This window comes from Pelotomaculum schinkii (assembly GCF_004369205.1).
In the GTDB taxonomy this organism is placed as follows: domain Bacteria; phylum Bacillota; class Desulfotomaculia; order Desulfotomaculales; family Pelotomaculaceae; genus Pelotomaculum_C; species Pelotomaculum_C schinkii.
The window spans coordinates 455880-469083 of the sequence record NZ_QFGA01000002.1; the positions used below are offsets into that span (position 1 = coordinate 455880).

General features: G+C 47.4%; 12 protein-coding genes. All 12 read right to left on the reverse strand.

Annotated elements, in window-relative coordinates; all coding sequences use genetic code 11:
* Positions 1-17: 17 nt before the first annotated feature.
* Positions 18-725, reverse strand: coding sequence for an antirestriction protein ArdA (locus Psch_RS13180; RefSeq protein ID WP_190258403.1), 708 nt, complete (start codon positions 723-725; stop codon positions 18-20).
* Entirely contained in the window at positions 718-1071 is a 354-nt protein-coding gene (locus Psch_RS13185) for a DUF7768 domain-containing protein (RefSeq protein WP_190258404.1), read from the reverse strand. The genes Psch_RS13180 and Psch_RS13185 overlap by 8 nt, the downstream gene beginning before the upstream one ends.
* 295 nt (positions 1072-1366) lie before the next feature.
* The gene (locus Psch_RS13190) at positions 1367-2980 is read right to left on the reverse strand and encodes a ParB/RepB/Spo0J family partition protein (RefSeq protein WP_190258405.1); all 1614 of its coding nucleotides are present in this window, start codon (positions 2978-2980) and stop codon (positions 1367-1369) included.
* A gap of 278 nt (positions 2981-3258) precedes the next feature.
* Positions 3259-4290 carry a type I-C CRISPR-associated endonuclease Cas1c gene (gene cas1c, locus Psch_RS13195; protein WP_190258406.1) on the reverse strand — a complete coding sequence of 344 codons (1032 nt, stop codon included), beginning with the start codon at positions 4288-4290 and terminating at the stop codon, positions 3259-3261.
* Positions 4287-4958, reverse strand: coding sequence for a CRISPR-associated protein Cas4 (gene cas4 / locus Psch_RS13200; protein ID WP_190258407.1), 672 nt, complete (start codon positions 4956-4958; stop codon positions 4287-4289). Before cas4 ends, cas1c begins: the two co-directional genes overlap by 4 nt.
* Positions 4959-4990: 32 nt before the next feature.
* On the reverse strand, positions 4991-5845 hold the full coding sequence (gene cas7c, locus Psch_RS13205; RefSeq protein ID WP_190258408.1) for a type I-C CRISPR-associated protein Cas7/Csd2: 855 nt from the start codon (positions 5843-5845) through the stop codon (positions 4991-4993).
* Complete coding sequence (gene cas8c / locus Psch_RS13210) at positions 5842-7947, reverse strand: type I-C CRISPR-associated protein Cas8c/Csd1 (RefSeq protein ID WP_190258409.1); 2106 nt, start codon at positions 7945-7947, stop codon at positions 5842-5844. Before cas8c ends, cas7c begins: the two co-directional genes overlap by 4 nt.
* Complete coding sequence (cas5c, locus tag Psch_RS13215) at positions 7944-8687, reverse strand: type I-C CRISPR-associated protein Cas5c (protein ID WP_190258410.1); 744 nt, start codon at positions 8685-8687, stop codon at positions 7944-7946. Before cas5c ends, cas8c begins: the two co-directional genes overlap by 4 nt.
* A 19-nt stretch (positions 8688-8706) precedes the next feature.
* The gene (gene cas3 / locus Psch_RS13220; RefSeq protein WP_243124110.1) at positions 8707-11169 is read right to left on the reverse strand and encodes a CRISPR-associated helicase Cas3'; all 2463 of its coding nucleotides are present in this window, start codon (positions 11167-11169) and stop codon (positions 8707-8709) included.
* A gap of 416 nt (positions 11170-11585) precedes the next feature.
* Entirely contained in the window at positions 11586-11735 is a 150-nt protein-coding gene (locus tag Psch_RS13225; protein WP_190258411.1) for a hypothetical protein, read from the reverse strand.
* A 545-nt stretch (positions 11736-12280) separates the two neighbouring features.
* Positions 12281-12652, reverse strand: coding sequence for a hypothetical protein (locus Psch_RS21225; RefSeq protein WP_243124111.1), 372 nt, complete (start codon positions 12650-12652; stop codon positions 12281-12283).
* Positions 12653-12753: 101 nt separating this feature from the next.
* The gene (locus Psch_RS13235) at positions 12754-13203 is read right to left on the reverse strand and encodes a RusA family crossover junction endodeoxyribonuclease (RefSeq protein ID WP_190258412.1); all 450 of its coding nucleotides are present in this window, start codon (positions 13201-13203) and stop codon (positions 12754-12756) included.
* Position 13204: the final 1 nt, after the last annotated feature.

The window sequence follows — 13204 nt, forward strand, 5'->3', positions numbered from 1 at the left end:
CTTGGCCCGAAGTGGATTTACCGTTCCTCAAAGGCCGGGGCGGGGCGGTCTTTTGCGGGATGCGGTGCGTTGTCAATCATCTGCTGATATTGTTTGAGCGTATTGCGGATAGACTTTTCCGGCGCGGGATAGGCGAAAATTTTGTATTCCTCCGGCAGATCATCCCTGCCGTTGTAATGCTCAATGAAGTTGTCACCGTTATTTACGATGTAACCGCCGTCCACAAAAAGCCCGTTATCGTCCATGCTCATATCACGCCCGTATGCCTCATAGTCGATGTAGTTTTCCAAATGCTCCGGGATTTCCAGCGTACACATTTCCTCAATGTAGTAGCGGCCCAAATCATCCTCGTCCTCGATACCCGGATAAAGCTCAAAGCAATCCAGATTCTGCGTGAGGTTGATTAAGTCCCTGACGCTCCCGGTATGTTCTCCAAACTCCATAGCTGCGGCGAACTTTTCGGCTTCCCATTCCTCCATATCATCCAGCAGGGAAGCCAGATAGTTCAGTTCGTCAATGCTTTCGTATTCGCCCAAACAGTCATGCAGGCCCGGAATGTCCGTTTCATAATCGGTAATGAAGATTTCCTCATACCGTACTCCATCCACATGAATCCGTTTTAGAAGGGCCTGCACTTCTTCGGTGGTAGCGGGGAGCTTTAAAAACTCCCCGTCCAAATGCCCCTCGTTATATCTCCCAAGGTTGGTAACATAGGCTTCAAGCATGGTCTTTCGCCCGGCCCTGTCCCTTGACTGTCAAGATACCATCCAGAGTGGTAGCCGTAATGTTCAGCCGTCCGGCTATGGCAATGTCGTTTTTCATATCCTCGTTCATGCCGTTGCCGCAGACAACCACCACATGGGAACGGCGTAAAAGGTCGCGGCTCATATCAATACCGCTTTTGTGTTCCTCCGGGATCGCGTCATTGAGAAATAACGGGAGATACAGGAGAGGGCAAACAGGGGAAAAGCCCGCTTCGTATACCGCCCGGCAATACCGCGCCGCTTTTTTGGTATCGGCGGTATGGTCGCCGCTCCATGCGGCTGTGATGTATGCTAAAGGTCGTTTCATTATTTTAAGTACCTCCGTTCTTGTTGCGCTGAATTTGTCAACCTATCCCCCCGCCCTTTCCACGCTTGGAAAGGGAGCGGCTCAAAGGAATATATCCCCGTCGCTTGACCGACTAAAAGCACAACCGGGAGAAGCCTGTCAAGAGTGCGAAGCACCGCCTACGGCGGCAAGCTCTTGACAGACTTTCCCGGTTATGCTATCCCGTATATGGCGACGGGGAATATATTATATCCTTTGAGCTTCGGGGCGCGGGGCAGCGCCCCGCAAAACCCTATCGGGTCAACTTGGCCCGATGTTACTTTTCCTGTTCGGCCTGTTTTTCCGGCTTGGCAATATCCTTCTGCTGGCCTTTCCATTCGTCCAACAGCTTGATAATGGTGTCCTTCATTTCGCGGGGTGTTTTGTCCTTGCCAAAATACTGGCTCAATTCCTGACTGGAAATAATCACTTTGTCTGCCTCCTTTTTTTCTTCCAACATAATACCGTCAATCACATCGGCATTTAAAATGCCTTTTCCGTCAAGCTCCCGCATCCGCTGTGCCTGTGACAGCGACGGGGCTGACTGCTGGCCTTCAATGGCAACGGCGATATACCGCTGATTTTTGGGCTTGATATATGCCATTTCCACGGCGGGAGTGAACGCGATTTTTTTCTCGTCCACCATTTTCATCAGGTCAGGTACGAGGTCGTTGAGCTTGATATACCGCTGCACCTGCTTGACCGTCATTTTGTTGCGCTCGGCCACAACCTGATTGGAGCGTTGCCCGTTTTCCAACTTCGGGGCATCTTGGCCCGAAGTGGACAGATCGGCGCGCGCACCCTGACGCTTGATAGCCTCCAACTGCATTTTCAAGGCTTTGGCCCGTTCACTTGGCAGGATATTTTCACGCTGGTTGGTGTTGTCCTCCACCATCTGCGTGATGGCTTCCTCGTCGGTAAGATTGCGGACGATACAGGGCATTTCAAAATATCCGGCAAGCTCACTGGCTTTCTGGCGGCGGTGGCCGGACACGATTTCATACCCGCCATCCTCACGGGGCCGGACAATAGCTGGCTGCGTAACGCCCTTGTCTTTGACGCTTTCCACCATAGCCCGCATTTCTTCATCGTCCCGGACTGCGAACGGGTGATTTTTGAAGGCGTGTAGCTCGGACAGGTTAATATATACAATCTGTTCCGGTTCACCCTTGCGCGGGGCCTCCTTCGGTTCCGGCGGCTTCTCCGGCTCCGGGGTAGTGGCTTCCTCTTTAACCGGGGCCTTTTTCTTTGCATCTGAAATAGGCTTGCCGTCCGGCAGTGGGGAAGTACGTTTTCCTTCCATGAAGTCAAGAACTTCTGCTTTTCGGGCCTTTCGTGTCTTTCCACCTTTTTGGGCAGGGGTAAGCTCCGGCTCTTTTCCCGGAGCTTTTTTCTCAGCGACGGGTTTCTGCTTTTCGGCGCGGGGCTTGCGTTCCTTTTTTGCTTCAATTTCGGAAAGCGGTTTTTCCCACTCCTGCCGGGTATCCTCTTTTTCGCTGTCCTTTGCTTCCTGCGGGGTTGCTTTGTCTTGTTGCCCTACCTGTTTTTCCGGGGCGGCGGTCTGTTTGGCTTCACGCGCCGCCTTCTGCTTTTCTGATACAAGCTCATTGATTTTGTCAAACGGCACAACAACGTCGCCGGGGTCGGGGATATGTTCGCCGCCAATATCTAACGGTGTGGACGGCTCAATTTCTGATTCGCCCATTTCCTGCAATGCCGCTTCGCCCTCATGGGCCGGTGTTGCCGCTTCCTCGGCGGTCAGTTCAGGAGCCGGATTGTCACCGGCAATCTCTGGCGGTGTGGTGGCAGGAGCGATTTGTTCTTCTGCCGGAGCTTCATTTACGGGCGTGGTTTTTACATCGTCCGGCCTATTGGGTTCATTTTTTGCCATGCGCTATACCTCCTTCATCTTTGAATGGCATAAAAAAAGGCCTGATTTTTCAATCAAGCCCGGTGGGGATATTGCAATCCCTCCTTTCCACTTCGGGACATATTGGCCCGAAGTGACCGCTACCATACAAAAACACCGCCCATAGTCTCACTAAGGCGGTGTCTTGTGTAATGTGATAGCTTCAAATTTGATTTTATTTTTGCCCTTGTTCCGGGCTATTTTGCAGTTTTCCTAATACGTTTGGCTCATATGTGATAAGCACTAAAATCTCATCTCACCTACTTCCACATAAAGGCCGGGTACCCATCCAAATCCCCCCGGATGAACCGGGCCAACAGCATAGCCTGAGCATAGGGCACAAGTCCCCATTCCATTTTTTCCTGCAGAAAGGGATGCCTTATCTCATCCTGTTTCCTGCTTTGCCAAGCCTTAAGAATAGCTTTTCTCGTATCATCATCCATAATGACCGCTCCGTTTTCCATCCGGGTAAAACCGCCGTCATTGACTTCTCTTTTATTAATTAAAGAAATAACAAACCGGTCCGCATACACGGCCCTCAGCTCTTCCATTAAATCCAGGGCCAGGGAAATCCTCCCCGGCCTGTCCCGGTGCAGAAATCCCACATAGGGGTCCAGCCCAACCGTTTCCAACGCCGCCGCAGTATCATGGGCTAAAAGGGTATAGACAAAGGACAACATGGCATTGACATTGTCCAAGGGAGGACGTTTATTCCGGGAATTAAAATAAAAGTCATCTTTTTGCTGAAGAATCAAATCGTCCAATACTCGAAAGTACTGGGCCGCAGCTTCCCCTTCAAATCCCCGCAGCTGCTCTAAATCCTGACTTTTTTCAACCAGTTTCAAAGCGTTAGCCAGGGTTTGGCAGACTCCTTTCAATTTATCTACATCCAGCCTGGCCCCATGATCCCTTGTTGCCCGCTCAACCACCCAGCGGGCATTATATATTTTTCCCAAGATAAAGGATTTGGCAATTTTATGACTTTCCCCCTCATCCTCCGAAAGCCTGTATTGAGTCTTTCGCAAGGTAACATTGCCCTTAACTTCGCCAACCACCCTGCCCAGGAATTTTCCGCTGGTCTTCATAAAACTCAAGGCAATATTGCGCATTGCGCAGGCACCCATCAGGGCTGGACTGGCACCGGTGTAGCCAAAGGCAATAATACCCTCCAGATTATGCAGGGGAACTCTCAGAGCCTCTGCCTCATCCTTTAAAATCACAATATTTTCTCCATCAAGGGATAAATAAGTATTGGGCGAAGTCACATAGAGGGTATTTAATAATTTTCTCATTTATCAACCTCAATTTCCGAAATAGTCTTCTTCATATAGGCCAGAGCCGATGGATTTTTACACAGCTTAGGCAGACAAAGCTCACTGAGGGAACAAGCTTTGCAGCTCTTTGTCGGCTTTACTTTGGGCGTATACCTTCTGTCGTACAGTTCATGCATCTCTTGGCAAATCGCCTTTACCTGTTCCCGGATCTCCTCGTCAAGCAGCACTTTAAGCCTGTGTTTGGGGTCCCCATAATACAGATACCCTTCGGTAGTGTCACACAAGAGCATTTCTTCCAAGCACATAGCCTGAGCGCATAATTGCAGAACATCCGCATTGCCCTGCTTGGGCTTGCCTCGTTTATACTCCACAGGAACCGGTTTGTACCTTCCCTCCCGGCCATAGAGGGTGACTCCGTCCCGGGACTTGTGGAATTCCACCACATCACAAGTTCCGGTAATCCCTAACGTACGGGAAAAAATTCTCATACTCCGGGATATGATCAAATCTCCCCGCTTTTCCTTGATGGTATTATCGTGGGTTTTCTCGTGCAGGATTCCGCCCTCAACAGTGCGCAAATTTTCCTGCCACTGCTGTTCGATATGGATTAAGGCCCACTGGCGCTTACAAAAGACGAAGTGCTGGATCCCGGACAAGAGCAAAAAATCCTCCTCTTGATATTCCATCGTTAATACCTCATCGCAAATCTTCAGTTCTTTCAAACCAAATTGATGATTTCAAGAACGCATTCCGTTCTGTCCAGAACAATCTCATAAGCGCCAAAGGATTCCGGAACATCTTTTTTGGGGGTGATATGCAAAGCGCGCTGGATCATCGCCGATGTTTCTTTCGGTGTTTTTTCAGCGTGTTCCCACCAGTAAACCCTGCATACTTCGCAGGAGCCGTCCGGTCGCGCCGAGGAGGCATCATTCTCAAATAACGTGCACAAAGCCTCTTTGAGCTTTTTCGCATCCTCGTCAGTGAAACCAGTCTTCTCAGCCAATTGACAATTAATACTGCCGCGGATCACATACAACCCAAAATTAACATAATGCTTCATCCCCATCGTGTCCGATGATTTGCCGCTCTTTCCTGCCTCACTGTTCACGCTTTTAGTAATTTGCATATCCACAATGTCAATGGGGGAAACACTGACGGCTTGCTGAATCGATACCGGGCCGCGCACACCAAGGGATACTTCATCCCCTTTAAAAGCAAACACCTGGCCGAATGCACGTACATCAAACCATTTACGGCAAGCAATTTGCATGCATTTATCTTTATCAGCTTTTTTCCCCTTGCTCATTTCAGCTTTAAATTCCGCATAACCATCCGCTCGATCTTTCAAGCTCTTATGTCCGTCATCCGAACGGTCATCCGACTGGATGAAAATGCATTCGCCCAAATCCTGAAGCCGGTTGCGAAGTTTGCGCTTGATAGCCACGTCCGAAAAGATCCCATATCCCTCATAATCTTCCCGGGGACGGTTTCCATTGAGGGGATCTCCATTGATATTTGCCCGCGTAACCGAGACAATGGCCGCAAAATCAATCTTATTTTGCAGAATGCTCATTTTCGTTCCTCTCCTTCATTATTTTCTTCTTTGTTTTCTTCCTCCGAAGAAGACTGCCCATTAGGCTTGCGTTTCAGTTCTGACCTTTGACAATCATATCCAATCAAATATTTCCCATCGAGGGGATCGACGGAAATACGCTCCTCATATTTAAATAGCTCTGTGATCTCACCGACCAAGTTCTTGTAGAATTCTCTTCCGGAAGGTTTCAGCTGCCTCATATACGGCTGCAAATTATTCCAAATCATTGTCCATGTGCGGAAAGGAGCATGCGAAAAGGCCTTCATATACCGTTCCGCATTTGTAACGCGTGTTTCCCCTTTTTCATAGGTAGATCTCTCCACTCGTTCCGCTACAGCAAGCAGGCGCCCGTAAAGATAACTCCTATTCCGGTTACTTCTATCGAGCTCCATTTTGAAAATCACTCCTTCTCGTTCATTTCTTTGCTTCTTCTCCCAATAGAGTCGTTTTACCATTGAACAGGCGATATGAAGGACTTTATTATAATTAAATTTCGCCTCGTAAGCCAAAGGATTGGAGGCCTTCAGAACTGCAGTACGCACCATGTCCCGAGGAATTGCAGCGCCCTCAATAATACACGGGCGCAATCGTTCAAAAGCGGATACCAGCATGGGAGATTTATTATCACTGTTTTTGGAAAGCTTAAGTTGCGGATTGCTTTTATCCTCCCCCTGTTCCGTACCATAGATCGCCAAAGCAATCTCCTGAATAGAAGCCATTCCTTCGTAAACCTTCAATTTCTTGTCCTGGATATATTCGTGTTTCCAGCAGCAGCTTTCATGCCATGTGCGGAGATTCTTAAGATAACGGGAAGAATCCAGTTCTTTATAATAAGTTATAGCCAATCTCCCGGGAGTCGCGCTGTCAAGGGCAAGAACCACCATATTTGAAATATCGCTCAATTTTGAAGCGTATCCATTCAGAGCCGCATTAAACTTCGCCGCACTGACATAATTCGTCACTGGAACGTCGGCTTCATCCTCCTCAAACAGTGCCACTTCCTCGAATTCCGCCTCATCGTCTTCACCTTCGTCGGATACTTTGGCTAGAATACCGGCCGCACTGTCATAGAAGTTGGGCAAATCCCTCAATGCGTTTTCCCAGGCCACCATACAGACACCGTCTCTGCTGAATCCTTGCCGGCGGATAATCCATTTTAGTGCATTATGCGCTTTCTGGGATGTGATGTAACCTATGGACAGAGCTTCGTTGTAGCCAGTCTCTTTCTCTTTCGTATTAAAACGTCCCCGATACGAAAAATTGCTGTCATCGTTAGCAGAAATCAATTTGGCCTTGGTATCCCATTTGCCCCGTATTTTTACCGGATTTGTTTTAGCAATAGGCATATGTTCCCCAATCATATAGCAAAGGTCCTTTTTTTGAAAAGTAGATGAATAATAGTCTATAAAACTGTGCTGCACCGTTTTGTCAAACCATACGGCACTGTCATGTGCATTGTCTGGATCGCTAAGGATACTATCCGGAGAATTATTGTCATTCATAAAAATCCGAAAGCGTACAAAGGCCTTTTCAACCGACGCATTTTGAATTTTAATCCTGTCAGAAATGATGCCATTTTCATCAGCCAATAGTACCTGACTGTTGATTAAATCCTCTGCGACCGCTTGTTTCGCAACATAGTGATAGATTGCCATCACCTTCGGATGGGAAAAAGGCGATTCACACCATGCTTTGAGGGCCGCAATGTAAAGTGGAAAGGATTCTCTCAGCCTTTCCCTCTTGTTCTGTTTGTCTTTTTCATTTTTTGCGCCGGGAAAATAAAATGTTACCGTTTCCAGCAAATCACCGGCTATATAAGGCAAGCAGTCAAAAAGAGGCAATGCCTTGATTCCGCTGGTTCTGCTTTCGGGATAAGGGACAAGGGTTTCCGCCTCATCTTTTTCCAGCGTTCGCGCGCCTATGAAGTTACCGTTTTGATCAATATGGATTTCAATTTGTGCCTCCATGGTATCGTATCCAATGGGAAGCAGCACTAAATCTCTTCCCTTCCACCTTTCTACTGCCCCGGCTCGATAGGCGTTGGCATCATACAAGGCACAAAGCGACGATACCCAGTTCATTGACTTACCTCCTCAGCAGCAAATTCACCCAGTCCAGAAAAATTGCCCATTGCTTCTCCGAAAGGTTTGACCGGCATTTTATGGAGGATACGTCTGTCCTTGTCCGGAATCTCTTCCGGGTTTGGAAATTCAATTACGCCTTTTTTCATAACAACATGATGGAAGCGCACGCTCATATGCCCCTTTTCAGCATCTCTCACCGCTTCATCCGCATAGGTAAAACCGTGGAGCATATAGCCAAGATTAAGCTCATCCACAAGGTCATATGTTCCAGAGCCTTCTCCGAACACACAAGGTTCAACCGTTCCCTGGCATTCTCTCGTTCCCAGAAAAATGTCCCGCCGTCCACCCCGTTCAATCATGCGCCGGGCAATATTATGGTGTTTGTTCTCATTGCGGTCTGCCGCTAGTTCAGGACGGTTCTCGTTCCATATGAAATGGGCGCGGACTTGATACCGGACGTCTTTAAGATAGGTATAGATCGACAAATCATTTCCGCCATAGTAATTCTTTGTGCGGATCCCCTCTGACAGCGTTTGAATCATGTTCATGACACGAACTGCATCTATAATCCAAATGATCGTAGGCTTCCAGTAGACTGAAGCCAGTATGCCTTTTAATGCTTCATAAGTCGGCACGTAATAGCTTGTTTTTTCCCCTCCCACACGCGTGACCGGATCGGAAAACAGGGCTCTGTCACCGCTTACCAGAAATTCAACGGTATTTCTCTTTACTTCCATAACCATCACCTCCCTTGATTTAAATGATTAACGTTTCCATCTTAATATCCAGGGTTTCATCCACTCCATATTCGCTGTCATAATAGCCCTGCGGGAGTACAAGGATGCCCGCATCTTCCGGTGCAAGAGCAGATCGCTGCTTCCTGATCCAGTCATTTTCTCTTAACTGCACTGTGTATGGCTGCAAATACCGCAGGGCCAGACGTTTTTCTTGAAAAGTAGCCGCCGATCTCAGCTTTTGCAGCCATTTCCCGGCATCACCATCGTATTCAATGCAAACATCCACTTTTCCGTCATCATCAATGACTGAAAACTCTTCACCGGCTTCCCTGAAAGCCTGTTTCATCTGAGGGGGTTGCTGTTGAGGGTATTTTGTTTTAAATCCCTTTTTGCCGGAAGGATTGCTCGTCAGCAAATCGAGCATGGTGTGCTCTGGATCAAACTTGAGGGGATATGCCATTTCCGTCAGCAAAGGTTTGAAATATCTCGCGTAATACTCCCCCATCGCGGCTTTGGACAAAGCCCCTCCCGGATAACGCTCCGGAGATAGCTTCATGCTGTACAGCAATTCCCGTGTAGCCTCTTGAGCTTTTTTGAGATATCCCAGCCTGCCTGCATGTTCATCCCGAATATTGATGATTGAGACTATTCCATAGGACGTTTCATAATTGCGATTACAGCGTCCCGCTGCTTGTACAATGCTGTCCAGGCCGGTCAATGAACGGACGACCCTTTCAAAAGAAACATCCACTCCCGCTTCTATTAAAGAAGTACTGATGCAAATGATTTTTTCGTTGGAATCTTTCTGCGCAAGCAGTTTGCACATTTCCTGCAATACGTTGCTGCGATGAGCAGGGCACATGTTGGTGGATAAATGGAAAATCCGGTATTGAGTTTTTTCTCTAACCATGTCCCGAATATGCTTAAAAATTTTACGAGCACACGCTTTGGTGTTTACAATAGCCAGTACCGAGTTTGCGCTATCCAGTTGTCTGACAATAAAACCGGCTGCTTCTTCCATTGAAAATCCCTGCTCAGTCATGCAGTCTGTGATTTGTACACGCCGGAAGGCCTCACCGTATTTTTCTTCATTTTCAATAATGCTTTGCGGCTGCAGAATGCGGTAATTATCAAGTCTGTCCAAAAGGGGTTGGGTGGCTGAGCAAAGTACTACCGAGGTTTTACAAAAAGACGCCAAGAAATTCATTGCTGCGTTAAAGAGCTTTAACACTTTTATCGGCAGAGCTTGAATTTCATCCAGAATAATCACTGAATTTCCCAGTGCCTGCATACGGCGCAGGTAGGATGTTTTTCCCGCGAACAACGTATTCAGAAACTGAACGGCTGTGGTAGCCACAACAGGTGACTGTGCCCAGTTTTCAATCAATGATTGATACCTCTTCTCGTCTTCACTCTCATCAGAATCAAAGATAATGTTTGAATGATGCTCAAGCACAGCATTGGCGTTCCCAATAAATTTAGAAATTTCCGATGCGTTTTGTTCCAGAATGGAATTAAAGGGCGCAATATATAAAATGCGCTGTTTCTCATAACGCCGGGCAGTATGTAAAGCATACCGGAGAGCGGCTAAGGTTTTTCCTGCGCCGCAGGGTACTACCAACCGAAGAATTCCGGCCTCACCCGCATCAAATTCTGCACAGGACCTTGATATTTCCGCTCGGTGTGGATCCAAACTGGATGGTTTTTTCCCCTTTTGCAGTTCTTCAAGTCTTGCTTCATAATATTTGAGATAATTCTCCCACATTTCCTTGCGCTCGGCCGGCGTTTTGATCTGCGGCAATGAGGTCTTATCTTCAAAGCAAGCGGTATCTGTGCGATCGGCATCAATGACAATAGAGGTAAGTAAGCGGGTGAACATCGACAAATAAAAATGCTGCGAACCTAAAAACTCGCTTTTGCCCTGTAACAATCGAATTTTCTCTACAATAGACCGGGCGTCGCGGCAGGCACCTACAAATTCATTGTTGATAAAATCCTCACCATAATGCTGATATATCACCTTTTTTACACCTTCATAGGAATCGGAAACCTTTTCTGCCCCCTCCGCAAAAACAGCATCGCCGTCTAAAGAAAGGCAGTTTCTCAGTCCATGATGACTCATAATGACTGTTCGGATTATTTCCCCAGTTAGTTTAGAATACACATCCTTTGGGGAAGCCAATTCATTAACAAGTATCGCGCCATGGGTCGAATGGATGACTGAACCGCGGACAACCCGCTTTCCCTCAGCTGCAGCCTGAATATATGCAGCAAATCCCGGTGTGTTTTTGCCATCATCATGATGCCGTCCTGCAAGCTTCGCCATCTTTGCAACGCCGTATTGCAGTGCCACGGCAGCAGCGAGATCCGCTACATGGTCATTGTGCTCATCCACATATTGTTCTCTCTTATCGGCTTTACGAATATGAGCAATAAAACGCTTAGAATGCATGCAATTTTTCATCTCTTCCTGCCTTACCAATAACTCTTTACTTCCAGCTTAGATTATTACTTGTCTTATAAAAAGATTTTTGAGCTAAATTTTTGGCTAATTCAGCCACACGGTACAGGTGCTCTCTAGCACTTTGTACTTCAGCGGTTGACTGGTTGATGTTTGGGTTATAGTCTGAGTTGAATCGGTTATTACACTAATAGAATATATTACCAAGACAATTACCACAAATAACATAATCCGCTTCCACAGTCCCAAGGCCCCCTTGACACTGTGACACATTATTGGGCGTTTTTTGGCCTGTCTTACTTATCAACATGTTCCCTGGGACGTAGGTAGAAAACATTGCACCTCTTTTTAATTCAATTCCTAAAATTCTCAAACCATACAACCCGCACCACTGGCTGGTTTTCATCATGTGACTGTTTTCAAAGAAATGATATTTTTCACCTTATTTTTGATGGTTGATTAGGTAGAGTTTTGTGAAACCTAAAAGTGTAATTACCGTTAATGTCTATATTAACCTGCAGGTCTTTAACCTTGAAGAGACCATCCTTGTCAGCAAAATTATTCAAATCCATATTCTTTTTATCCATAAATAGTTCTCTCCTTCTCTTGCCCCAATCATCTGTATGGAAGGTTGCCGATTAACTCTTGGATTAAATTTTCGTAATCTCACTTACTATGTTGGTGTAACCGGCTTAAACCGGGAACCTCACTAAGCAGTCACAAGATTAACAGTCACGCCGCCTTAAATGATATGCATTGATGTCAACCTATTTCTTGAAATATTCGACAATTCATCCTTAAATGAGGAATTATCTTTGAATAGGACCGAGATAGATATTATTGGAAATTTGCTGACAAGGGTAGCCAATTTTAAAGTGTAGTGTGCGGGGATAGGTGGCAGCCAAAAAAATAGGCCCACTCACCTGGCATGTGCGGCTTGCACACGCCCAGGTGAGCGGGCTTTTGGGGAAAGGCATATATACTCTGAAATTCATTCGTACAAAATTACATTAGAGCTGCGCAAGTACGGCGCTATCGCGCCCCCACACCGACTGGTATTTTCATGCTGCGTGGTACCGCGTATGGCGACATGCTTTGTTTTTTCGTAGAATAGGCAGGTATTTTAGCGCGTTTAACCTGCATCAAACTTCCACTCCTTTTCCACCTTCTCATGCACCCCCAGGGGCTCGTCACCTTCCGTGAGGTCCATGAATTCCTTTTCCTCAACACACAAGCTATCACTGCCAAGCAGCTCCTGGCTTTTTTGCTCCGTGTTTGCTGCGGCTTGTTTTTTGGCGTCGAAGTCGAGCAGGCTGACCTGGACCCGGCTCAGCTCAACCAGCACCTGCTCGTTGGGCTTGAATTGCTTTAGCTCTAAAAGGTTCTCGCCGGTTAGCTCAATGTCCTCCAGAATCACCCGGATGGACTGCGCCCAGCCGTCTGACAGCACCCGGTTGACGATTTCGATCTTCTTCACTCTCGCTGTAAAGTCTGCTTTCCTCATCGCTTACTCCTTATTTTACCTTTATTTAGACACACCTGCCGCTAGCACCGTGACAGCAGAGGATGGAAATCTAACGATGTGGGTGTATATATACTGCATTTCTATGGGGTCTGTGCGAATGAATTCGCACCTACATTTTTTGGAGATGTGCCCTTAAGCTCTTCCCTTACCACCACTTCGGCCCGCTCCACCTGGTCGATCCTGCGCTCGGCCAGGATGCGCGTGACTTGCCGTTCATCCACATACGCCACTTTGTTTAACCCGTCCACAATAGACTTGACGCAATTGTCCAGATCCGGCAGAGTTCCGGGCCGCCGCCGGCCGCCCTTGGTGTAACCTTTGGCCTGCGGGTTGAAATACACGGCGATTTCCATTTCCACCGTCCCGGTCGCCGGGCTTGTACACGCCTCTTTTCCAGCCCTAGCCACGCCTTTTTCGTAGTTTTCAGTTTCCGGTGGCGTGTATAAGATCACGCTGCGCCCGCGATAGCCGATGCGGGGGCGGCCTTTGGGCACCGGCCGGCCTGGTATGGTTATTTTTACTTCGTTCATA